This is a genomic window from Bradyrhizobium sp. BTAi1 (genome assembly GCF_000015165.1).
Classification (GTDB): Bacteria; Pseudomonadota; Alphaproteobacteria; order Rhizobiales; family Xanthobacteraceae; genus Bradyrhizobium; species Bradyrhizobium denitrificans.
Genome location: NC_009485.1, coordinates 86018 through 110052, shown reverse-complemented (window position 1 = coordinate 110052; position 24035 = coordinate 86018). Strand labels below are relative to the sequence as shown.

Annotated in this window: 18 protein-coding genes; 10 read left to right on the top strand and 8 right to left on the bottom strand. The window is 67.0% G+C overall.

The genetic code is table 11. From position 1 onward, the window contains the following. The first annotated feature begins 226 nt into the window (after positions 1–226). The 10 genes from rpsA to BBTA_RS00440 all read left to right on the top strand — a co-directional run bounded on the left by rpsA (position 227) and on the right by BBTA_RS00440 (position 10016). Positions 227–1936, top strand: a complete 1710-nt coding sequence (rpsA, locus tag BBTA_RS00485; protein WP_011942626.1) for a 30S ribosomal protein S1 — start codon at positions 227–229, stop codon at positions 1934–1936. 230 nt (positions 1937–2166) lie between these two features. Further along, positions 2167–3147, top strand: coding sequence for a signal peptide peptidase SppA (gene sppA, locus BBTA_RS00480; protein WP_011942625.1), 981 nt, complete (start codon positions 2167–2169; stop codon positions 3145–3147). A 169-nt stretch (positions 3148–3316) separates the two neighbouring features. Further along, positions 3317–3628: an integration host factor subunit beta gene (locus BBTA_RS00475; protein ID WP_011942624.1), complete on the top strand. Its 312-nt coding sequence runs from the start codon at positions 3317–3319 to the stop codon at positions 3626–3628. 78 nt (positions 3629–3706) lie between these two features. Then, complete coding sequence (locus BBTA_RS00470; protein WP_011942623.1) at positions 3707–4099, top strand: lipopolysaccharide assembly protein LapA domain-containing protein; 393 nt, start codon at positions 3707–3709, stop codon at positions 4097–4099. A gap of 78 nt (positions 4100–4177) precedes the next feature. Beyond that, on the top strand, positions 4178–4837 hold the full coding sequence (locus BBTA_RS00465; RefSeq protein ID WP_011942622.1) for a phosphoribosylanthranilate isomerase: 660 nt from the start codon (positions 4178–4180) through the stop codon (positions 4835–4837). Further along, a complete protein-coding gene (gene trpB / locus BBTA_RS00460) occupies positions 4834–6057 on the top strand; it encodes a tryptophan synthase subunit beta (protein ID WP_011942621.1) in 1224 nt (407 codons plus the stop codon). The genes BBTA_RS00465 and trpB overlap by 4 nt, the downstream gene beginning before the upstream one ends. After that, complete coding sequence (gene trpA, locus BBTA_RS00455) at positions 6054–6890, top strand: tryptophan synthase subunit alpha (RefSeq protein ID WP_011942620.1); 837 nt, start codon at positions 6054–6056, stop codon at positions 6888–6890. Before trpB ends, trpA begins: the two co-directional genes overlap by 4 nt. A gap of 94 nt (positions 6891–6984) precedes the next feature. Beyond that, on the top strand, positions 6985–7923 hold the full coding sequence (accD, locus tag BBTA_RS00450) for an acetyl-CoA carboxylase, carboxyltransferase subunit beta (RefSeq protein WP_011942619.1): 939 nt from the start codon (positions 6985–6987) through the stop codon (positions 7921–7923). Then, the gene (locus BBTA_RS00445; protein WP_011942618.1) at positions 7920–9263 is read left to right on the top strand and encodes a folylpolyglutamate synthase/dihydrofolate synthase family protein; all 1344 of its coding nucleotides are present in this window, start codon (positions 7920–7922) and stop codon (positions 9261–9263) included. The genes accD and BBTA_RS00445 overlap by 4 nt, the downstream gene beginning before the upstream one ends. A 12-nt stretch (positions 9264–9275) precedes the next feature. Then, positions 9276–10016: a metallophosphoesterase gene (locus BBTA_RS00440; protein WP_011942617.1), complete on the top strand. Its 741-nt coding sequence runs from the start codon at positions 9276–9278 to the stop codon at positions 10014–10016. Between the two features lie 2 nt (positions 10017–10018). Here BBTA_RS00440 and BBTA_RS00435 read toward each other — a convergent pair whose 3' ends face one another. The 8 genes from BBTA_RS00435 to BBTA_RS00400 all read right to left on the bottom strand — a co-directional run bounded on the left by BBTA_RS00435 (position 10019) and on the right by BBTA_RS00400 (position 23894). Continuing rightward, positions 10019–11032: an ATP-dependent DNA ligase gene (locus tag BBTA_RS00435; RefSeq protein ID WP_011942616.1), complete on the bottom strand. Its 1014-nt coding sequence runs from the start codon at positions 11030–11032 to the stop codon at positions 10019–10021. 143 nt (positions 11033–11175) lie between these two features. After that, positions 11176–11496, bottom strand: coding sequence for a thioredoxin (trxA, locus tag BBTA_RS00430; RefSeq protein ID WP_011942615.1), 321 nt, complete (start codon positions 11494–11496; stop codon positions 11176–11178). A 101-nt stretch (positions 11497–11597) separates the two neighbouring features. Next, positions 11598–15071: a double-strand break repair helicase AddA gene (gene addA / locus BBTA_RS00425; protein WP_041750240.1), complete on the bottom strand. Its 3474-nt coding sequence runs from the start codon at positions 15069–15071 to the stop codon at positions 11598–11600. Continuing rightward, positions 15065–18211, bottom strand: a complete 3147-nt coding sequence (addB, locus tag BBTA_RS00420) for a double-strand break repair protein AddB (RefSeq protein ID WP_011942613.1) — start codon at positions 18209–18211, stop codon at positions 15065–15067. The genes addA and addB overlap by 7 nt, the downstream gene beginning before the upstream one ends. Positions 18212–18392: 181 nt before the next feature. Then, positions 18393–19115 carry a nucleotidyltransferase family protein gene (locus BBTA_RS00415; protein WP_011942612.1) on the bottom strand — a complete coding sequence of 241 codons (723 nt, stop codon included), beginning with the start codon at positions 19113–19115 and terminating at the stop codon, positions 18393–18395. Positions 19116–19263: 148 nt separating this feature from the next. Further along, a complete protein-coding gene (locus BBTA_RS00410) occupies positions 19264–19569 on the bottom strand; it encodes a PilZ domain-containing protein (protein WP_011942611.1) in 306 nt (101 codons plus the stop codon). Between the two features lie 291 nt (positions 19570–19860). Next, on the bottom strand, positions 19861–21390 hold the full coding sequence (locus BBTA_RS00405) for a bifunctional tRNA (adenosine(37)-N6)-threonylcarbamoyltransferase complex ATPase subunit type 1 TsaE/phosphotransferase (RefSeq protein ID WP_011942610.1): 1530 nt from the start codon (positions 21388–21390) through the stop codon (positions 19861–19863). Beyond that, positions 21387–23894 carry a PAS domain-containing sensor histidine kinase gene (locus BBTA_RS00400; protein WP_011942609.1) on the bottom strand — a complete coding sequence of 836 codons (2508 nt, stop codon included), beginning with the start codon at positions 23892–23894 and terminating at the stop codon, positions 21387–21389. Before BBTA_RS00400 ends, BBTA_RS00405 begins: the two co-directional genes overlap by 4 nt. Positions 23895–24035 lie beyond the last annotated feature (141 nt).

Genomic DNA, 24035 nt, shown 5'->3' with positions numbered 1-24035 from the left:
CCGCCCGCTCCCGCCCTTGACCATCGATAGCTCGATTGCGGTTCAATCGAGCCCGATCATCCGGACGAAGCTTCATACGTATCGCATGTGCAGGCATTGCCGGCCCGCGTCGTGGCGCTCTCAGCGCACCGCGCGGACGTCTGGGGATTTGTGGACCTCCAGGCACTGTCCATCCGATGCGCCGATCAACCCCAAGCTGGCGAGAATGTCCGCATCTGGAGAACCAATGGCTTCGAGTATCTCTGCTAATTCCTACAATCCCAGTCGCGATGATTTTGCCGCGATGCTGGATGAGTCCTTCACGAAGGGCAACCTTCAGGAAAGCTCCGTCGTCAAGGGCAAGGTCGTTGCGATCGAGAAGGACATGGCCGTCATCGACGTCGGCCTGAAGACCGAAGGCCGCGTGGCGCTGCGTGAATTTTCCGGTCCCGGCCGCGACAGCGAGCTGAAGGTCGGCGACGAGGTCGAAGTGTTCCTCGACCGCATCGAGAACGCGCTCGGCGAAGCCGTGCTGTCGCGCGACAAGGCCCGCCGCGAAGAGAGCTGGGGCAAGCTCGAGAAGGCGTTCCAGAACAACGAGAAGGTCAACGGGGTCATCTTCAACCAGGTCAAGGGCGGCTTCACCGTCGACCTGGACGGCGCCGTGGCGTTCCTGCCGCGCTCGCAGGTCGACATCCGTCCGATCCGCGACGTCGCGCCGCTGATGAACAATTCGCAGCCGTTCCAGATCCTCAAGATGGACCGTCGCCGCGGCAACATCGTCGTGTCGCGCCGGACCGTGCTGGAAGAGACCCGCGCCGAGCAGCGCCAGGAGCTGGTGCAGAACCTCGAAGAGGGTCAGGTGATCGACGGCGTCGTCAAGAACATCACCGATTACGGTGCGTTCGTCGACCTCGGCGGCATCGATGGCCTGCTGCACGTCACCGACATTGCCTGGCGCCGTGTCAACCACCCGACCGAGGTGCTTTCGATCGGTCAGACCGTCAAGGTCAAGATCATCAAGATCAACCACGAGACGCACCGCATCTCGCTGGGCATGAAGCAGCTGCTGGACGATCCGTGGCAGGGCATCGAGGCGAAGTACCCGCTGCAGGCCCGCTTCCACGGCCGTGTCACCAACATCACCGACTACGGCGCGTTCGTCGAGCTCGAGCCGGGCATCGAAGGCCTGATCCACGTTTCCGAGATGTCGTGGACCAAGAAGAACATGCACCCCGGCAAGATCGTGTCGACCTCGCAGGAGGTCGAAGTGCAGGTGCTCGAGGTCGATAGCGTCAAGCGCCGCATCTCGCTCGGCCTCAAGCAGACCATGCGCAATCCGTGGGAGGTCTTCGTCGAGAAGCACCCGACGGGTTCGGTGGTCGAGGGCGAGGTCAAGAACAAGACCGAGTTCGGCCTGTTCCTGGGTCTCGAAGGCGACGTCGACGGCATGGTCCATCTGTCGGATCTCGACTGGAAGCTGCCGGGCGAGCAGGTCATCGACAACTACAAGAAGGGCGACATGGTCAAGGCCGTGGTGCTCGACGTCGATGTGGAGAAGGAGCGCATCTCGCTCGGCATCAAGCAGCTCGAAGGCGATCCCTTCGCCGAGCCGGGCGATGTCAAGAAGGGTGCAGTCGTCACCTGCGAAGTGCTCGACGTCAAGGACGGCGGCATCGACGTCAAGATCGTCGGCACCGAGTTCTCGACCTTCATCAAACGCTCCGAGCTGGCGCGCGATCGCAATGACCAGCGCTCCGAGCGGTTCGCCGTCGGTGAGAAGGTCGATGCCCGCGTGATCCAGTTCGACAAGAAGGCCCGCAAGGTCCAGGTGTCGATCAAGGCGCTGGAAGTCGCGGAAGAGAAGGAAGCCATCGCGCAGTACGGCTCGTCCGATTCGGGCGCCACGCTGGGCGACATCCTGGGCACCGCGCTCAAGAACCGCGACGCGAAGTAAGCCTTCGATCGCCGTCATCAGATCAAAGCCCCGGCTTCGGCCGGGGCTTTTTTTATCTGCCCCTCCGGCTCTCTCCGCCGGCTGGCGATGTGCTGGCCGTGTCTTGGCGGCCCTGTGGCGGTCTCTTGGCGGGCCTTCCTTTCTTCAAAATGCGCCGTGATTGATGTAATCGGATAACGAGATATTCAGGCTGCGGCTGCAAAACGCGCCCAGATTTCCAGGAGCTGTCCATGTCGCTTGATTCGGATGTGATCGTCGATCGCCGCAGGCTGCGCCGCAAACTGACCTTCTGGCGCGTCGTCGCGGTGCTGATCGCGATCGCAGCGCTATCCGCCATCGGTCTTGCGATGTCGCCGCGCGGCCGCACCGCGCTCTCGACGTCAGGCTCGATCGCCCGCGTCAACATCGAAGGCCTGATCCGCAGCGACCACGAGCGCGTCGAGGCGCTGGAGCGGCTGGAGAACTCATCGGCCGAGGCCGTGATCGTTCACATCAATTCGCCGGGCGGAACCACTGCCGGCTCCGAACAGCTCTACGATTCCCTGGTGCGGCTGAAGGCGAAGAAGCCGCTGGTCGTGGTCGTCGAAGGACTCGCCGCGTCCGGCGGCTATATCGGCGCGATCGCCGCGGACCACATCGTCGCGCAGCAGAGCTCGCTGGTCGGCTCGATCGGCGTGCTGTTCCAATATCCGAATGTCAGCGAATTGTTGAAGACGATCGGCGTCAAGGTCGAAGAGGTGAAGTCCTCGCCGCTGAAGGCGGCGCCGAACGGCTATGAACCGACCAGCCCGGAAGCGCGCGCCGCGCTCGACGCCCTGGTCAAGGATTCCTACGCCTGGTTCCGCGGCCTCGTGAAGGATCGCCGCGGGATGGATGACGCGCTGCTCGAGAAGGTGGCGGACGGCCGCGTCTTCACCGGCCGGCAGGCGATCGAACTCAAGCTGATCGACGAACTCGGCGACGAGAAGACGGCAGTGGCCTGGCTCGTGGCCAACAAGAACGTCAAGAAGGATCTGCCGGTGCGCGACTACAAGCTCGTGCCGCGGTTCGGTGACTTGACCTTCCTGCGCACCGCGACCTCCCTGGTGCTCAATGCCGTCGGCCTGTCCGGGATCGCGCATCAGATCGAGCAGGCCGGGGTCGTGCAGGCGGTCGACCGGCTGGGACTTGACGGCATGCTCGCATTGTGGACGCCGGCCGCGGGAAATTGAACCCGCCAAGACCTTCATGGTCACAAAGATCACGTCCTGCGTGTGCTGCGAGGAGGGTCGGGGATCGGGTCGCGCGCCCGATTCACGGCCTCGGCGAATGATTTAGCGTCTTGACAGTCCAGCATATTTTCACGGAAATGGGAGCTGTCTCCCCGGGTACATTTTCTCGATGATCAAATCCGAGCTTGTTCAGCGTATCGCCGAGCACAACCCGCACCTCTACCAGCGGGATGTCGAGAACATCGTCAATGCGATCCTTGATGAGATCGTGGCTGCGCTGGCGCGTGGTGATCGCGTCGAGCTGCGCGGCTTCGGTGCCTTCTCGGTCAAGCATCGGCCCGCACGCGCCGGGCGCAACCCGCGCACCGGCGCCCATGTGCCCGTGGACCAGAAGAGCGTCCCGTTCTTCAAGACGGGCAAGGAAATGCGCGAGCGGCTGAACCGGGACAATCCCGCCGGCGCAGCCGACACCGACGATTGATCCCGTCTCGCGGCCGACCTGCGCGTCGTTTGCGGATGATTTCACGGCGAACCCAGCCTGATTGATACGAGCGAACGCATGCGAAGATTCCTCACCGTCGTGATCGTCGTTCCCTTGCTGGTGTTGTTCGTCGTCTTTGCCGTCGCGAACCGGCATTTCGTTACCGTCTCGTTCGACCCCTTCAACGCGGTCGACCCCGCTTTATCGGTCTCGATTCCGCTCTTCGCCCTGATCATCGCCGTTGCGATCCTGGGCGTCATTGCCGGTGGCTGCGCCACCTGGATCGGCCAGCGTCGATGGCGGCGTGCCGCCCGCCGGCACTTGGCCGATGCCGAAGCGGCACGGGCCCAAGTCGCGCAGCTGAGCGCCGCGGTGCGTGCCAACCAGGGCCCGTCACAATCCCTGGTTCCTGCCGCGCCGGCCCGGCTTTTCGCCCCTTATGGGCGAGACAAGCAGGGCGCCGCGTTGTAGAAGGCGGCCGAGGCCGGACGGCGATCGGAATCCGTCGGTCCAGGTAATCTTTTCCGTCCGGACGCGCGTTCTTCATAGATGTCCCTGCTCGTCAAAATCTGCGGCCTGACCACGCCCGAGACCCTCGGTGCCGCGCTCGACGCGGGGGCCGAGATGGTCGGCTTCGTGTTCTTTCCGCCGTCACCCCGTCACGTCGGCCTAACGGCCGCGCGAGAGCTCGGACAACAGGCGAAAGGGCGCGCGCTGAAGGTCGCGCTGACGGTTGATGCCGATGATGCGACCTTCGAGAACATCGTCGAGACCCTGCGTCCGGATCTGCTGCAGCTGCATGGTCGCGAGAGCGTTGCGCGCATCCGCGATCTCAAGCAGCGCTTCGGCCTGCCGGTCATGAAGGCGATTGCTGTCGCGACGACAGCAGATCTCGTGCCGCTGGCCGGCTACGCCGATGTCTGCGACCGTATCCTGTTCGATGCCCGTGCACCGAAGGATGCCACCCGTCCGGGCGGACTGGGCGCCACGTTCGACTGGCATGTCCTCGACGCGCTCGCGCTGGATCGCCCGTTCATGGTCTCCGGTGGCCTGAGCGCCGACAACGTCGCTGAGGCCGTGCGGATCACGCGCGCCGGCGGCGTCGACGTATCATCCGGCGTCGAGCGGGCGCCGGGCGTGAAGGATTGCGACATGATTCGGAATTTCATCCGCGCGGCGCGCGCCGCTGAAGAGTTGAGCGTTCAATGACGACAGCACGTCCAAATTCCTACCGCAGCGGTCCTGACGAGCGCGGGCATTTCGGCATCTTCGGCGGCCGCTTCGTGGCCGAAACCCTGATGCCGCTGATCCTGGATCTGGAAAAGGCCTATGCCGACGCCAAGGCCGATCCGGCGTTCCAGGCCGAGATGAACAGCTATCGGACGCATTATGTCGGCCGTCCGTCGCCGCTGTACTACGCCGAACGTCTGACCCAGCATCTCGGCGGCGCCAAGATCTATTTCAAGCGCGATGAGCTCAATCATACCGGCTCGCACAAGGTCAACAACGTGCTTGGCCAGATCATGCTGGCGCGCCGCATGGGCAAGCGGCGCATCATCGCGGAGACGGGTGCCGGCCAGCATGGCGTCGCCACCGCCACGCTGTGCGCCCGCTTCGGGCTGGATTGCGTGGTCTATATGGGCGCGGTCGACGTCGAACGTCAGCAGCCCAACGTGCTCCGCATGGAGATGCTCGGCGCCAAGGTGGTGCCGGTGCAGTCGGGTGCCCGCACGCTGAAGGACGCGATGAACGAGGCGCTGCGCGATTGGGTCACCAACGTCCACGACACGTTCTACTGCATCGGCACGGTCGCCGGTCCGCACCCTTATCCGATGATGGTGCGCGACTTCCAGTCGGTGATCGGCGACGAGACGCGGGTGCAGATGCAGGAGGCCGAAGGCCGGCTGCCGGACTCTCTGGTCGCCTGCATCGGCGGCGGCTCCAATGCGATGGGCCTGTTTCATCCCTTCCTCGACGATCCCTCCGTCGAGATCTTCGGCGTCGAAGCCGCAGGCCATGGCCTGACGCAGCTGCATGCCGCGTCGATCGCCGGCGGCCGTCCCGGCGTGCTGCACGGCAACCGCACCTATCTGCTGATGGACGAGGACGGCCAGATCGCCGAGGCGCATTCGATCTCGGCCGGCCTCGATTATCCCGGCATCGGCCCTGAGCATTCCTGGCTGTTCGAAGCCAAGCGCGTGACCTATCTCTCGGCCACCGATGACGAGGCGCTGGCGGCGTTCCAGCTGCTGTCGCGGCTGGAAGGCATCATCCCGGCGCTCGAACCGGCGCATGCCATCGCCAAGGTGATGGAGCTCGCGCCGAAGAAGCCGAAGGAACACCTGATGGTCGTCAATCTGTGCGGCCGCGGCGACAAGGACGTGCCGCAGGTCGGTGAGATCCTGCGAAAGAGGGCGAAAGAGTCGTGACCAGCCGAATGGATGCGCGCTTCGCGCAGTTGAAGAAGGAAGGCCGCTCGGCGTTCGTCACCTTCGTGATGGGTGGCGACCCCGACCCTGAAACCTCGCTCGCGATCGTCAAGGCGCTGCCGCAGGCGGGCGCCGACATCATCGAGATCGGCATGCCGTTCACCGATCCGATGGCCGACGGTCCGTCGATCCAGGCCGCCGGCCTGCGCGCGCTCAAGGCCGGCATGACCTTGAAGAAGACGCTGCAACTGGTGCGCAGCTTCCGTGAGGGTGACGCAGCGACGCCGATCGTGCTGATGGGCTACTACAACCCGATCTATATTTACGGCGTCGACAAGTTCCTCGACGACGCCAAGGCGGCCGGCGTCGACGGCCTGATCATCGTCGATCTGCCCCCGGAGGAAGACACCGAGCTGTGCATTCCCGCGCTGAAGGCCGGGCTCAACTTCATCCGGCTGGCAACGCCCACGACCGATGACAAGCGTCTGCCGGCCGTGCTCGCGAACACCTCCGGCTTCGTCTACTATGTCTCGATCACCGGCATCACCGGCGCGGCGGCGGCGGATTCGTCCGCCGTGGGCGCCGCGGTGGCGCGGATCAAGCGGCATACGGCGCTGCCCGTCTGCGTCGGCTTCGGCATCCGCACACCGGAGACCGCCCGCGCCATCGCGGCGAATGCCGATGGCGCCGTGGTGGGCACCGCTTTGGTCGACGCGCTCCGCGCCAGCCTCGATGCCGAGGGCCGCGCGACGCCGAAGACCGTGAGCGCCGTCGCCGATCTGGTCGCCGCCTTGGCCCAGGGCGTGCGCGGCGCGCAACAGGCTGCGGAATAGTCCGCCAACCACCCTATGACGGGGCGTCCCGGCCGGCTTGCCGTGACGCCGCTGTCCCGCCATATATCCCGGCGACCGCAACACGGAGCTTCTCATGAACTGGCTTACCAATGTGGTCCGGCCGAAGATCCGCAACATCCTGCGCCGCGAGACGCCGGAAAACCTCTGGATCAAGTGCCCGGATTCCGGACAGCTCGTGTTCTACAAGGACGTCGAGGCCAACCAGTTCGTCATTCCCGGCTCGAACTATCACATGCGCATGGGCGCAACCGCCCGGCTGAAATCGATGTTCGACAACGAAACCTGGTTCGACGTCGCGTTGCCCGAAGTGACGCCCGATCCGCTGAAGTTCCGTGACGAGCGCCGCTACGCCGACCGCATCAAGGATGCGCGGGCGCGGACCGGCATGAACGATGCCGTCAAGGTCGGGTTCGGCAAGCTCGAAGGCATGGGCGTTGTCATCGCCGTGCAGGATTTCGACTTCATGGGCGGCTCGCTCGGCATGGCGGCCGGCGAAGCGATCGTGCGCGGGCTCGAGCTCGCGGTCGAGAAGACATCGCCATTCATCGTGTTCGCGGCGTCCGGTGGGGCGCGCATGCAGGAGGGCATTCTGTCGCTGATGCAGATGCCGCGCACGACCGTGGCCGTGCAGATGCTGCGCGAGGCCAAGCTGCCCTATATCGTCGTGCAGACCAACCCGACCACCGGCGGCGTCACCGCGTCCTACGCGATGCTCGGCGACGTCCACATTGCCGAGCCCGGCGCGCTGATCGGTTTCGCCGGCGCCCGCGTCATCGAGCAGACCATTCGCGAGAAGCTGCCTGAAGGCTTCCAGCGCGCTGAATATCTGCTCGACCACGGCATGGTCGACATGGTCGTGCATCGTCATGACCTGCGCCCGACCCTGGCGCGGCTCTGCCGCCTGCTGACCAAATCGCCGGCTGTCGAACACCCCAAGCCGGCTCCGCAGCTGCCGCCGCCGGCCAAGACGGTCGAGGCGGCCGATGCGCCGGCGGTTGCGCCGACCGCGTGAACGATCTCGCCGCCCAGCCACGCCCTTCGCTCGACGAGCTGATCGCGCGGCTCTCCGCGCTGCACCCGAGCAGGATCTCGCTCGGGCTTGAGCGCATGCACCGGCTGCTCGCGCAGCTCGACCATCCCGAGCGCAAGCTGCCGCCGGTGATCCATGTCGCCGGCACCAATGGCAAGGGCTCGACGGTCGCCTATCTGCGCGCGATGCTCGAAGCCGCCGGCCTGCGCGTCCACGTCTTCACCTCGCCCTGGCTGGTGCGTATCAACGAGAGCTATCGGCTCGGCAAGGTCGGCGGCGGCGTCCTGGTCGATGATGACGAATTGATCTCCGCGCTGCTGGAATGCGAGCGGGTCAATGCCGGCGCGCCGATCACCTTCTTCGAGGTCAAGACCGTCGCGGCCTTCCTGCTGTTCGCGCAGCATCCTGCCGATGTCGTTCTGCTCGAAGTCGGCCTTGGCGGCCGGCTCGATTCGACCAACGTGGTCGATCAGGTCGCGGCCTCCGTGCTGACGCCGATCAGCATGGACCATATGGAATTCCTCGGCGACACGCGCGCACTGATCGCCGCCGAAAAAGCCGCCATCATCAAGCGCGGCTGTCCGGTGATCTCGGCGGCGCAGGAGTCGGATGCAATGGCCGTGATTGAGCGCGAGGCCAAACGGCAGCGCGCGCCGCTGTTCGCAGCCGGTGAGAGCTGGCATGTGAGCGTCGAGCGCAATCGGCTCGTTTATCAGGATGATCGCGGTCTGCTCGATCTGCCGGCGCCGAGATTGTTCGGTCGCCACCAGTTCGACAATGCGGGGCTGGCCATCGCGACCTTGCGCGCGATCGATCAGTTCAGGCTCACCACCAAGGCATTCGAGGACGGCATCGTCAACGCCGAATGGCCGGCGCGCATGCAGCGGCTGTCGAGCGGTGCCCTCACCACGCTGGGGCCGCAAGGGGCCGAGATCTGGCTCGACGGCGGCCATAATGCCGAAGGCGGTCGCGTCGTCGCCGCTGCGCTCGGCGATCTCGAAGAGCGCGTCTCGAGGCAGCTCGTCGTGATCGTCGGCATGATGGGCAACAAGGATGCGGCGGCTTTCCTGGCCAATTTTGCCGGGCTGACGCGCCATATCATCGTCGTGCCGATTCCGAACGAGAGCAAGGCGATGGCGCCGGCCGATCTCGCCGCGGCGGCGCGCACGCTCGGCATGCGCGTCGAGATCGCCGATGGCGTGGCGTCAGCGCTCGCCGGCATCGCGCGGCTTGCCTATGAGGTGCCGCCGCGTATTCTGATCACGGGGTCGCTCTATCTGGCGGGCCACGTGCTCGACCTCAACGGCACGCCGCCGACCTGAGGGAAATGATACATGCGCTTCGCCGCGATCGCCGATATCCACGGCAACCATCTCGCGCTGGAGGCCGTGCTCGCGGATATCCGTGATCAAGGCGTGACGGACATCGTCGACCTCGGCGACATGGCGAGCGGTCCGCTCGATGCGCGGCGCACGATGGACATGCTGATGGCGCTCGACGCTGTGCATGTACGCGGCAATCACGATCGCTGGCTGATCGATCGGCCGTTCGAGAAGATGGGCGGCTGGGAGCGTCCGGCCTATCCGCAGCTCGACGCCGGCCATCTTGACTGGCTGCGCACGATCCCGGCGACCGCCGTGTATCGCGAGCAGGTGTTTCTGTGTCACGCCACGCCCGAGGACGACAACGTCTACTGGCTCGAGAGCGTGGCGCCGGACGGCGCCATCACCTGCGCGTCGCTTGATGACATCGAACGACTGGCCGCCGGCATTTCGCAGTCGTTGATCCTGTGTGGCCACACGCACACTGCACGCGCCGTGCGCCTCCGTGACGGGCGGCTGATCGTCAATCCCGGCAGCGTCGGCAGCCCCGGCTATTCCTACAACGTGCCGCATCCGCATGTCGTGCAGGCCGGCACGCCCGACGCGCGATACGCGATCGTCGAACTCACGCCGGCCGGCTGGAGCGTCAGCTTCCGCCACGTGCCCTATGATCATCGCGCGATGGCTACGCTGGCGCGTGCCAACGGCGATACCGAATTCGCGTCGGCGCTCGCGACCGGCTGGATCCGCTGAGCTCACGCGAGCAGCTTCAAGGGATCGGCGATCGTCTGCTTGAGCTGCTCGAACGTACATTGCCTTGGCGATTTGTCGGGACGCCAGCGCAGGATCGAGGTGCCGTGGCGGAAGCGATCGCCGGAGAAATGGTCGTAGCAGACCTCGATCACCAGCTTCGGCTTGAGCGGGCACCATTCTGTCGAGCGCGCGGTCGACCAGCGGCTCGGCCCGCCCGGCGCATTGCCGGTGAAGCCGGGCGGCGCAATCAGCGGTTCTAATTTGTCTGTCAATGCGGGCTTCTCCTCCTTCTTGAGCGCGGAGGTGAAGCCGACGTGATGCAGCAGGCCGTCATCATCGTAGAGCCCGAGCAGCAGCGAGCCGACCAGCTTGCGGCCCTGGGCGCCCTTGTTGGTGGCGTAGCGGAAGCCGCCGATGACGCAATCGGCCGAGCGATGGCGCTTGATCTTCTGCATGCCGTCGCGATTGCCGGCCTGGTAGGGCAGGTCGATGCGCTTGGCGATCACGCCGTCCGAGCCGCCGCCCGACTGCGCCAACCAGTCCTGCGCGGTCGCAAAGCGGGTGGTGGCCGGCGACAGCCGGAAGGTCGGATGATCCGTGAAATTCGCCTTCGCGAACGCCTCCAGCGCGAGCCGCCTTGCGTGCAGCGGCCGGGCCATCAGCTCTGCATCCTTCGCCGTCGCCAGCAAGTCGAAGGCGAGGAACAGCGCCGGCGTCTCCACCGATAGCTTCTTCACGCGGCTCGCGGCCGGATGGATCCGCTGCAGCAACGCGTCGAACGAGAACGACTTCGCCTGCGGCACGACCAGCTCGCCATCAAGCGTGAAGCGCGTGGCCTTCAGTGCCCGCGCGGCGGCGGCCACCTCGGGAAAGTAGCGTGCGAGATCTTCGCCCGCCTTGGACTGCATCGTCACGTCAGCCCCGTGGCGCGCCAGAAGACAGCGGAAGCCGTCCCATTTCGGCTCATACTGCCACTCGTGCCCGCGCGGGATCGCATCCACCGACCGCGCCTCCATCGCCAGGAGGCCGGATTTGCGAGAGGGGGAGCGGCTGAGGCGGGAGGGCATGGCGACATCCGGAAATCGCTGAAAACACCCCTCTCAACGCAAACGGCCGGCGATTCCGCCGGCCGTTCGACAAAAATGATGTTGCGGGCGCGTCAGACCGCGGACGAGATCCACTGTTGCAGCTTCGCCTTGGGCGCAGCGCCGACCTGACGGGAGGCCATCTCGCCGCCCTTGAACACCATCAGGGTCGGGATCGACATCACGCCATATTTCGAGGCCGTCTTGGGGCTCTCGTCGACGTTCAGCTTCACGATCTTGACCTTGTCGCCCATCGCGCTCGAAATCTCGTCGAGGGCAGGGGCGATCATGCGGCAGGGGCCGCACCATTCGGCCCAGAAATCGACGACGACCGGACCGTCCGCCTGCAGCACTTCGCTTTCGAAATCGGCGTCGGAAACCTTGCCAACGGCCATGGGATTACCTCGTTCGGTTGGAGGGAGCGGCGCTGATGTGGCGCCGCCGCAGCGTGGGGGTGAAAGTATGAATGGGGCGATGCCGGGTCAAGCGCGCTCACTCAGACGGGATCGGATGGCAGCATGGCGTCCAGCGCGGAGGCCGGAATCTCCATGAATTCAGGGGCTTCGGTCCAGAGCAGGGCGGCCCGGACGGCCCTCTGGGGATACAGCTGGCCAAGCACGGCCCGGTAGAGCGCGAGCTGGCGGACATAGGCCGGGGGTACCTCGGCGAGGTCCGATGGCGGCTGCTGGTTGGTCTTGAAGTCGACGATCAGCACTTCGGAGCCGGTCACGACGAGACGGTCAATCTGGCCGGACACCAGCGCGCGCGGTTGTCCGGGCAAAGCGAGGCGGCCGACGATCGACACTTCGGCCCGGCTGCCGGGCGCAAACACTGCGGCAAAACGCGGGTCCTGGATCACGGCAAGCACGCGCTCGGCGAGCCCTGTGCGCTGCTCCTCGGGCCAGTCGGCGGCATTGCGCAGCAGGTAGCGCAGGGCGGCGTCGCGTCGCCGCTCCGGCAGGACCTCCGGCAAGGACTGCAGCAGGCGGTGGACCAAGGTGCCGCGCTGCATCGCGAGGCTGCGCGCCGCTAGCGATTCGCCGGAGCGTACCGGCCGTTCGTCGGCGGAGGGATCGGACGGCCTGAGCACGGCGACCTCGCCGGGCGTCTCGGCGGCGACCGTGCGCAGCCACGCCGGCAGCTCCACGGGCATCTCCACCATGCGTCGCGCCTCATCCTTGGCGGTCTCCGCGATATCCTCCGCCCGCGCGTAGCGCTTGATCGGCCCGTCCTCGGTCTCGATCACCTCGACCTGGAGGCCCGCCGCGTCCAGTCCGCGCGCCATCAGGTCGTACCAGCTGCCGCCGCGGATGTTGGTCATGTTGCCGGGCATGCAGCCGCCGATGACCAGCCGATCCGCGGCGCGCGTCATCGCGACATACAGCAGCCGGCGATACTCATCCTCGGTCTCCTTGAGCATCGCCGCGCGCGCCGTTGCGACAGGCTGCGGATCATCCGACTTGCGCCCGGCCCAGACCACGATCTCCTGGTCGCCATGCGACACATGAATCAGCCGCAGCCGCTGCGAATCCGCCGGCGACGACGTCGTGTCGACCAGGAACACCACCGACGCTTCGAGGCCCTTGGCGCCGTGCACGGTCATCACCCGGATCTCGTCGCGCGAGATCTCCATGTCGCGCTTCACCTCGGTATCGGCGGCGCGCAGCCAGGCGACAAAGCCCTGCAGCGAGGCCGGCGCCTTGCGCTCGTAGGACAGCGCCAGTTCGAGGAATTCGTCGAGCGCGTCATTGGCCTCATGGCCGAGCCGCGCCAGGATGCGGCGCCGGCCGCCATCGCCGCCGAGCAGCCAGGCGTAGAAGGCGAACGGCGTATCCTCGGCGGCGCGGCGCTCGCATTGCTGCAGCCGGCGCAGCACCGCCTGCAGCCGCGGGTCATCGGCCGCCTGCGCCGTCAGCGCGTCGCGCAAAGAGCCGCGGCGCTGCCACGCCAGCTTGAACAGGTCGTCATCGTCGAGCCCGAATAGCGGGCTCTTCAGCGCGATGGCCAGTGCTAGGTCGTCCTGCGGAAGCAGCAGCGCGTCGGCGAGGTTCATCAAATCGATGATCGCGATGTGCTCGGTCAGCTTCAGCCGGTCGGCGCCCGCGACGGGAATGCCGGCATGCTTCAACGCCTGGATCACGGCATCGAATGCGGTGCCGCGCCGGCGCACCAGGATCAGCATGTCGCCATAGCTCAGCCGCCGCCGCGCTCCGTCATGGCCGGTCATGGTGCCCGCGCGGATCAGCCGCTTGATCTCGGCCTGGATGCGCCGCGCCAGCTTCACCTCGGGACTCGTCACCGAGACGCCGTCGAACGGCGCGCGCCAGCCCTCGATCTCCTTGCGGTCGTCGCGCTCGCACAGGCTCCACAGCTCGACCAGGCTTGGCCCGGCATCGGTCAGCGAGTTGTGGACGGGATAGCCAATATCGGGCGAATGGATGCTGCTGTAGACCTCGCGCTCGCGGAACACGTGGTCGACCGCGTGCAGCACGGTCGGGCCGGAGCGGAACGAATAGGTGAAGGACACCGGATCGAACAGCAGGCCGGCATCGGTGAAGCGCTTCTGCAGCTGCCGCCTGCGGGCATCGAATTCATGCGGATCCGCGCCCTGGAACGAGAAGATCGACTGCTTCTCGTCGCCGACCGCGAAGATCGTGCGCGTCAGGCCCTCGCGCGCGCCGGCGCCGGCGGTGAACTCCTCGATGATGTGAGCGACGATGTCCCATTGCCTGGGGCTCGTATCCTGTGCCTCGTCGATCAACACGTGATCGACGCCACGGTCGAGCTTGTAGTGTACCCAGCCGGCAGAGACGCGGTTGAGCATGACCAGCGTCTTGTCGATCAGGTCGTCATAGTCGAGCAGCCCGCGCTCCTCTTTCTCGCGGCGATAGTTCGCGGCGGCCGCGGTCGCGATTTGCAGCAGCGCCTCGGTTCGGTCGCGCACGACCGCGGCGCGGCGCTTCTCGATCAGGCGGTCGAGCCGGCGCGCCTCCGACTCGAACAGGCCAGCAAGCCCGGGATTGCTGTCGGCGAATTTCTTGGTCAGCAGCGATTTGCGCGGCTCCTTGTCCTCGGTGAGGAACACGCGGAGATATTCGTCGACCTGATCGCTGCCCGAGAACGCCAGCGCGGCGCGGAGCTGGTCGGCCTGCTTCTGGTCCGTCTTGGCGCCACCATCGAGCCGGGCGGCGATCTCGGTCCAGTCCGCGCGCGGCAGGTTGGGACCATCGAGAATGTCCTGCTCGATTGCCCCCAGCGTCTCGTCCGGCGCGATGCCGAGCACCTGCCCGAGCTGCTGTGCGGCGACCTCGACGCGACCCGCGCCGTCGGTCCAGGCCATGAAATGGTCACGGCTGAGACAGGCCTCGCGCACCACCTCCTTGAAGGTCGAATCGGCCGCGTTGGCCATCGCGACCTGCAGCGCGCGGCCGACCGCGCTGTCCGGCGTGCGCGCCGCGTCCAGCAGCACCTTGAGATTGGCGCGCTCCATCATCTCGGTCTGGTCGCGCTCGTCGAGCACCGAGAACCGCGCCGGCACATTGGCCTCGAACGGGAATTGCTGCAGCAGCCGGGTGCATAGCGCGTGGATGGTCTGCACCTTCAGCCCGCCCGGCGTCTCCAGCGCGCTCGCAAACAGCTTGCGCGCCGAGGCGCGCAGCTTCTTGTCGGGCGTGGGAATGCCGGTGGATTTGATCGCGCTGTCGAGCGCCTCATCGTCGAGCGTCACCCAATGACCGAGCGTCGAGAACACGCGCTCGGCCATGTTGGCCGCGGCGGCCTTGGTGAAGGTGATGCAGAGAATCTTCTCCGGCGGCACGCCGTCGAGCAGCAGCCGGATCACCCGCTGCACCAGCACATGCGTCTTGCCCGAGCCGGCATTGGCCGAGACGAAGGCCGACGCGGCCGGGTTCGACGCGCGCGTCTGCGCGTCGCGCACGGCCTGCGGGATCGGACGCGGCGCCTTCACCATTCCTCCACTCCCAGACCACCGGCCGCCGACCATTCCTTGATGCGGGCGAGGTCGTCATAGGCGCCGTAGCGGTTGGCCCACATCGACAGGTTCAGTGAGGTGTAGCCCTGATTGATGTCCTCGAAGCTGCGGATCAGCGCTTCGAGCTTGGCGCGCGCCTCCTGCGCGGCCTGGTCCGGATGCTGCGGCGGGTCGCTCTTGTTGATCTTCAATTCGAGAATGCGCTCCTCGCCCGGCGGGTTGTTGCCGGACAACCTGATATAGACGAGCTGGCTGATCAGGCTGCCGGCGGGGATGCCGTCGAACCCACCTTCGCGCAGGATCGCCGCTTCCAAGGTGAGCTGCGGCGACAGGCCCATGCGCACCTGCTTGGCCGTCGGCGGCTGGCCGGTCTTGTAGTCGAGAATGGCGTAGGTGCCTTCGGCGCGGCGCTCGATGCGGTCGGCGCGCGCCGACAGGATGAAGGTCCGGTCAGGACTCAAGGGAATGCCGATCTCGCCGCGGATCTCCGCAGTGATGGCGCCGATCTGCTCGCGGCGTGCGCTCTCCCAGGCCGCGAACCAGCCCGCGATGCGCTGGAAGCGCGGCCACCACAGCGCCCGCGCCTCGGGGCGCTCCATCAGCGGCGCAAAGTGCTTCTCGCCGATCTGCCGCAGCACAGGCGCGGGATCCGGCGGCAGCGCATCGGCATAGGTTTGCGTGAACTCGCCGATCGCCTCGTGGATCGCCGAGCCGCGATCCGCCGCCGACAGCGGCATGTCGACCGGGTCGAGCGGATCAAGCTTGAGGATGTAGCGCGCGAAGATGGTGTAGGGATCGCGCAGCCAGTCCTCGATGGCGGTGACCGACATGCGCAGCGGACGCGCCGCCAGCGGCGGCTTCGGCGCCGGCTGTTCGACCGGCTTCACCTCGGGGGGCTGGTCGAGCACCTCGGCATAGCGGACGTAGGTCTCGCCACGTGCGGTCGCCGCCTTCCAGCGGTCGGCCCCGGCGACGGCTTCGAGCCGATGCAGGAAGCGCGACGCGACAGCCGGCGCGCCGCCGGATTTCGCCGCGTGGGTCAAGATGACCTCGGGGGCGCCCAGCAGCTGCGCGAAGTCATGCGCCGACAGGCCGATGCGGCGCTCGGGCAGATCAAGGCCGAGCTGATGCCGCATCGGGCGGCTGAGCCAGGGATCGATGCGCGGCGCCGGCGGCCACACGCCCTCGATGAGACCGCCGATGATCATGCGATCGGCCTGCATCAGCCGCGCTTCGAGCGGGCCGTAGATCTGCAGCTGCGCGCCATGGCGCTCGGGGCGGCGCACCGCGCGATCGGAGAAGGCGGTGTGGAACAGGTCCGGATAGTCTGACAGCGGCGCCATCAGGCCGCAGCGCTCGCCTGAGGCGAGGAGATCGTCGAAGCAGCGCGCCAGCGCCGCGCCGTCGCGGTCGGTGAAGGCGGTGCTGAGACCGACATCATCGGTCGACAGCGCGATCAGCACCTCGCGATGCCGCGCCGCGAGCTCGGCGAAATCCTGCGGGCGCGGCGAGGCAAGATTTTCCAGCGGCGCCAGCGCGGTCTGCAATTGCGCGATCAGCGCGCCGGCGCGGTCGAGTTGCTCAGGGCTCAGCCGCGCGCGCGGCTCGGCCCGGTGCAGCGATGAGGCTTCGCCCTGATGCAGCCTGGTATGCTCGTCGCGGAAGCGGGCGAAGTCGCGCGCGAGCCCGCTGGTGCCGGCTTGCGGCCGCGTCCCGCGAAGCATCGCGAGCTCGAGCGTCTCGATCGCGCTTGTCCAGCCCTTGGCGGCCCGGCCGAGGCGGCACAGCGGGTGCTTGAGCAGCGCCAGCAGGGTCGGCGGCTCCAGGCTGCGCGCGGCAGCCTCGGCAGCGAGGCGCGCAAAGATGCCGGCCGGCGTTTCCAACAGCGCATCGCCGCCGGAATCGTCGAAGGTCAGGTGCCAGCGCGTCAGCGCTGCCATCACGCGGCGCGCCAGCGTGCGGTCCGGCGTCACCAGCGCGGCCGATTTGCCGAGATGGCGGGCCTCGCGCATGGCGATGGCAATCGCCAGGGCCTCCATCTCCGGATTGGGCGCGGCGACGACAGCGAGATTGTCCATTGCCTCGGCGATGTTGGCGGCGACGTCGAGCTGGCGCAGCCGCTCGTGCCAGACCGCGGTCGCTTCCGACGGCCGCATCGCTTCGGAGATCAGCACCTCGCGGCCGCCGCGGCCGGGATGCGCGAGCCGGATCACGTCGCGCCGCTCCAGGCCGAAGCGCTTGAGCAGCAGGTGCATCGCATATTGCGGATGGTTGACGGCGGGCGGCGTGATCACGCGGCCGGCGCGATCCTTGGCGCCGCCGATCGAATTCCATGCGGCTTCATCGAGATCGGTGTCGAGCCCGGGCAGCACCACGGCACCGTGCGGCAGCTTCGCCACCGCCAGCAGGAATTTTGCCGTCGCCGGCATCGAGCCGGTCGAGCCCGCGGCAATGACGGGTCCATCGGGATGCGCCGAGAGCCGCGCGGCTTCGGCGGCGATCAGCAGGTCGCGCCGCGCCGCCGGCTCGATGCGCTCGATCTCCTGCAGATAGGCCGGCCATGCCGTGCGCGCGATGCGCAGGAACTCCAGCGAATATTGCCAGTATTTGTCGAGCTGGTCCGGCACCAGCGCGTCCAGCGCCTCCCACGACACGCCGCGCGTCACCATGTCGTCGATCAGCCGCGCGAGGTCGCCGGCCAGCGCCAAGGTCGAGGCGGGGCCGCCAATCACCAGCGGTGCCGACACCGGCGTCTTGGCCCAGGCCGCCACCAGCCGCGCCAGAGTGAGCCGCCGCTGCAGATCGGCGAGCCGCTCCGGGATCTCCAGCGGAGCCGGCCCGAGGAATGCGTCGCGATCCTCGGCGAAGGCCAGCTCGTCCTCGTCGATGTCGCCGAGCGCGACGAGGCGCGGCAGCACCGCGGCGTCGGTCTTCAGCTCGTCCAGGAACATTTCGCGCGCGACACGGAGCGAGCGGCGCGTCGGCAGATACAGGGTCGCAGTCGCGAGCCGCGCAGGATCGCTGCGCGCCTCAAAACCGTCGACCAGCCGGCCGTCCACCAGCGCCGCGATCACGCTGCGCAGGAACGGGGCCGAGATCGGAACAGTGAAGACGCGCATGGCCTGCGATTCGCGGTTGCTCAGGGCGTCTATATAGGGAGCGGTGGCTCGAAGGTCATACCCGGGGTGTGGATGGATGTTGATAGGTGCGTGACCTTCTTCCGGTGCTGGAGACTCCTTGGGCGTGAATAGTCGCCACGTTTCGGGGCGGTGCCGAATGTGAGCTGGCGGATTCGCCCGGCTACGCCGCGCTCTCCATCAGCGCTTCTTCGGCTTCGGCGACCGCGGCCGGCGTGCCGACATGCATCCAGACGCCTTCGAGGCGCAGGCCGAACAGGCGGTCCTGCTCGTTGGCCTTGTCGAACATCTTGGTCAGCGAGAATTCGCCCTTCGGCGCGCCGTCGAAGATTGCGGGGGAGATGATGGCGGCACCGGCATAGACGAACGGGACAACCTGGTGCTCCCGGCGTTTGCGCAAGGTGCCGTCGGCAAGCATGGCGTAGTCGCCGAGGCCCGAATAGCCGATCGAGGTCGCGGTCGGGGCCATCAGCAGCATGATGTCCATGAGCTCCGGATCGAAGGCGTCGGCGAGGCGCGACAGATTGTGGCGCACGCCCTCGATCCACATCGTGTCGGAGTTGACGTGAAAGAACGGCTGATGGCCGAGCAGCGGCAGCGCCTTGACCACGCCGCCGCCGGTGCCGAGCACCTGGTCGCGCTCGTCGGAGATCATCACGCGCGGCGCGGTGCGCGTCGCCGTGTGCGCGATGATCTGGTCGGCGAGATAATGGACGTTGACGACGGCCTCGGTGACGCCGGCCTCGGCGAGGCGGTCGAGCACGTGGTCGAGCAGCGGACGGCCCGCGACGCGCACCAGCGGTTTGGGCTGAGTCTCCGTCAGCGGGCGCATGCGCAATCCAAGACCGGCGGCGAGGACCATGGCTTTGTGCGGCTGGACGGGCATCTTCGAAGCATCTCGATCAAAGGTGGTCGACGCGAATCATACCACGCAAATTCATCTATCGTCTCGGTCGGTTGCGATAGCCTGAGGGGATGACGAATATGCGACGACGGCCGCGTCGTCGTGACGCAAGATGCCGCAGCGGTCCGCGTCAGGCCTCGGCGGCCGCGCGCTTGTTGGCCTTCTTCTTGCCCTGTTTCAGGAAGGTGACGCCGATCTGGTCGCCATTGACCCAGGCCAGCTCGCAGCGCCGGTAGGCGAGGCCGGTCGACGACAGCAGCAGGAAGAATTCCTTCAGATGCAGTCCCTCGACGGAGCCCTCGACGGTCAGCTTGGCGCCGGTCTCGGAGACATCCTCGATGGTGCAGTTGCGCCGCCAGGTGCCGTCGATGCCCATCATGAAAGCCGGGATGCCGCGCTCGAAGACGACGCGCTCGCCCTTCATTCGCTCTGCCATCGCAACCTCCATCCACGCGGCGCAGCCGGACACCGCGGCGGCAGGGTAAAGGGAGACGGCTAAGAACCGGTAAAGCTACGGGGGATGCCGGGAAGCGTGTGGCTCGGCCACCCTCCCCCTCCAGACAGGGGCGATCGCACGCGAAGCGGGCGAGCGGGGTGGGATGAAGCCAAGGGCGACGGCGGATGTGGAGAGATCACCCCGCCTCGCTGCCGCGAGTGCGTCGACTCTCCCCCTCCAGGGGAGGGTGACAGTGAGCGTTGATTGTCAGTCTTCAGAAAACGGTCGCGCTCACGCCACGCCCACCGGCGGCGGCACGTTCGCCGCGTACCAGTCGCGCAGCGGATCCAGGACCGGATGGCACAATGAGCGGTGCAGATAGTCCCAGATGCGGGGCTGGTGCTTGAGGTATTGCGGCTTGCCGTCGCGGCGGTTGAGGCGGGCGAAGGTGCCGAGCAGGCGGGTGTTGCGCTGGGCGGACATGATCGCGTAGTGCGCGGCGAATTCCTCCGCGTCGAACGCGGTGGACGCCGCCTGGCGCGCGGCGATGTAGCGCGTGCGCAGTGCCTGCTCGATGTCCGCCGGCACGTCGATGCGCGCGTCCTGCGCCAGCGACACCACGTCATAGGCCGGCGGGCCCATCACGGCGTCCTGGAAGTCGATCACGCCGACCCGGGCGATGCCCTCGCGGGCCGGCAGCCACAGCAGGTTCGGCGAGTGATAGTCGCGGATCACCCAGGTCGGCCTTGCCGCCAACGGCGCGTCGAGCAGGTCGCGCCAGAGCTCCAGGAATTCGGCGCGCAGCACCTGCGACGGCGCGACGCCGCGGTCCGGCAGGTACCATTCGAGCATCAGGCCGATCTCGATCAGCATGGCGTCGGCGTCGAAGGTCGGGACGGTGTAGGTGACCTGCGGCGCCAGCGGCAGCACCGATGGCACGTCCTGCGCATGCAGCGCGGCCAGCAGGTCGGTCGCCACTTCGTAGCACTCCACGATCGGTCGCGGCGGATCGCCTTCGATCACGCCCTCGCGCCCGAGATCCTCGGTGATGAGAAAGCCATGGTCGAGATCGGCGTCGTTGATCTTCGGCGCCGAGATGCCGCGGCCGCGCAGCGCGCCGGCAATGGCCACAAAGGGGCGGACGTCCTCGGCGAGATGCACGGCGCCGCTATAGGATTTGCCGTTGTAGATCGCCGGCCCATCGGGCCGCCTCGGCGAGTTCATCAGGATGAAGACGCGCTCGCCCTTATAGAGCCGCGCATAGGACCGGGTCGAGGCATCGCCGGCCATCCGTTCACGGCGGGATTTGGCGTGGCCGGCCTCGGTGAGGAATTCGCGCAGGACCTTGAGACGTGCGACGATCGCGGCGGCCTTGCCGGTACCGGTGATCTCGGCGCTGCGCGCGGTATCGCCGTGGGATGCATCGTGGCGCAGCGCGATGTCGATGCGATCATGCGGCAGCTCGTCGCCGGCGCGTTCCGGCCATTCGATCAGCACCACCGTGGCTTCGGGCAGCGGTGACAAGCCGATCTCCTCCAGCTCCGACGCATCGCTGATGCGGTAGAGATCGGCATGCACCAGCGCGAAGCTCGGCAGCTCGTAGCTCTGCGCCAAGGTGAAGGTCGGGCTCGGCACTTCGAGCTCGGCATCATCGGCGAGGTAGCGGATCATCGCCCGTGCCGCGGCGGTCTTGCCGGCACCGAGATCGCCCGTGAGCGTGATCAGCACGCCCGGGCCGATCAGCAAAGCGAGGTCGGCCATCAAGGCGGCGGTCGCGGTCTCATCCGCCAGCGCGGTGGTGAATGTCAGTCGGTCCGTCATTCCGCAGCGTTGCGTTGCGCGATGTGGTCGGTCGGGAAGTCACAGGTGACCGTGGTGCCCTTGCCGACCACCGAATCCATCCGCACCTTGCCGCCGTGCAGCTCGACGAAGGAGCGCACCAGCGACAGGCCGAGTCCGGCGCCGCGATGGCGCGAGCCCTGCGAGCGGCTGACGAACCAGTCGAACATCTGGTCCTTGAGATCGGGCGGAATGCCGGGTCCGGAATCGGTGACCGAGAACGCGACGCTGTGGTCGGTTCGGCGGGCGCTGACCAGGACGGTCGAATCCTGCGGCGAGAAGCCCACCGCATTGGCGAGCAGATTATAGAGCACCTGCACGACGCGGCGCTCGTCGCCGACGAAGGTGCCGACATTCGGATCGACCTGGACCTTGAGGCGGATGCGGTCGGTGGCCAGCCGGTCCTGCACGCCTTCCGCCGCAGCCTCGATCGCCTTGGCGGCGTCGACCGGCCCGAGCTCGAGCTTCATCGCGCCGGCGTCGATGGTGGCGAGGTCGAGAATGTTGTTGGTGAGGGCCAGCAGCGCGTTGGTCGATTTGGTGACGTAGTCGAGATATTCGGCCTGCTTTGGCGTCAGCGGCCCGGTCGATGGGTCGGACAGGAAATGCGCGAAGCCGATGATGGTGGTCAGCGGCGCGCGCAGCTCGTACGAGACGTGGTGGACGAAGTCGATCTTCATCTGGCCAGCGGCTTCCAGCGCCTCGTTGCTCTCGCGCAGCGCGCGCTCGACATTCTCGGTGTCGGTGATGTCCTGGAAGGTCAGCATGGTCGCGCCGTCGGGCAAGGGGCGGCTCATGCAATCGAGGACGCTGCCGTCCTTGCGCTCGAGTTTCAGCGCGATGTCGAGACGGTTCTCGATCGAGGTGATGGCCTCGCGAATGGTGCGCCAGGCAACGGCGTCGTCGTACAGCGAGCGGCACCACGACTCGACGGTGTCAATATGCGGATGCTCGCGCAGCTGATCCGGCGACAGCCGCCACATCTTGGCGAAAGCGGGATTGAACAGCTCGACGCGGCCATTGGAGCCGAACACCGCGACGCCTTCGGCCAGGCTGTCGAGCGTCTCGCGCTGGACCCGGATCAGTCCGTCGAAGCGGCGGGCGAGCGCGAAGCTCTCGGTGACGTCGTCGAACAGATAGGTCACCCCGCCTTCCGGATTGGGCGTGGTGACGACGGAGAGCGCGCGGCCATCCGGCAGGAACCAGGTGTCCTTGGCGGCCTCGACGGCGCGATAGGCCTCGTGCAGCTTGGCCTTCCAGGCGCGGAAGTCAGCCTGCTCGGGCAATTTGCGTGCGGCGCGCAGGCGGTCGAGCACCGAGGAATCGTCCGGTTGGCTGTCGAGGAAGGCGGAATCGAGATCCCACAGGCGGCGATAGGAGTCATTGTAGAACGAGAGCCGGCGTTGGCCGTCGAACACGGCGACGCCGGATGACAGCTGGTCGAGCGTGCGGCGATGCGCCTCGGCCATGCGCACCAGGGCGGTGCGCAGCGCTGCAGCCTCGCTGGCATCGATGGCGACGCCGGCGCTGCCATTACTCAGCGTGAAGGCGTGCACATCGTGCATGCGGCGCTCGCCGCCGGTCACGATCGGCAGCCGGCCCTCGAAGCGGCCGGCGGCGCCAAGCGCGCGCTGCAGGTCGGTGCGGTCGGCGGAATCGAGCAGTTCGAGATTGCGGCTGATCGCGTCGGGGACGTCACGGGCGTCGGCGGCGCGCGCATAGGCGGGGTTGACATAAGTGAGCGCGCCATTGGCCTGTCGCGCCCAGACCGGCCAGGGCAGGGCAGCGGCGAGCGCGCGCAGCGACTCGGTCTCCTCGCCGAGCGCCTTGAACCTCAGCTGGGTCTCGGCGAGCTCGCGGCGCAGGCCCGACAATTCGCGGATACGTACGATGGCCTGGCCGCCAATGGCGCGGCCCATCGCCTCGATGGCATGGCCATGCGAGCTGGTGAGATGCAGCAGGAAACCTTCGCCGGCCTCGCGCAGCGCATCGACCGCACGATCGAGCTGCAGCGCCGGCTCCGGCGGCAGCCAGCTGCCGAAGGCGAGGATGCGTTGCGGCTGATCCTGCGGCACCAGCATCGCGGTGTCGCCGGAGATCTGCGGGCGATGGCCGCCAGCCGGCCAGGCGATCAGGATCTGCGGCTCGGCAAACAGCAGCGCGCGGTAGCGATCGGCTTGCAGCTGCAGTGCGGCGACATCGGCGCGCAGCCGCGCTTCCTTGCGTGCGGCTGCCAGCCGCGTGCGCACCAGCGCCACGGCTGCGACCACCGAGAAGCCGAGCAGCGCCAGCATCGCCGTCACCTCGGCGACGTCCTGACGGCTCAATTCGAACAGCGTCGTGACTGCATCCGCCGGCACGCCATTGCCTGCAAAACCCGGTGTCGCCGGAGCAAGCGCGGTCGCTGCGAGCCCCAACAGGCCCTTGCGCGCGAGTGACGTGCACGACAGCAGCGTCTGACGCATCACCACGATCACGCCCGACATTTTTGCCCCAAACCGCACGAAGTTCCGCGCGGCGCCGATCGCGTCGACCGCGCCGTTTCACGAATCAATCAACAATACCCGCTTCGGGACTCCAGCGGTAAGAGTCCAGACCGTGAACGGTGGTTGCGTGTGAGGAAAATG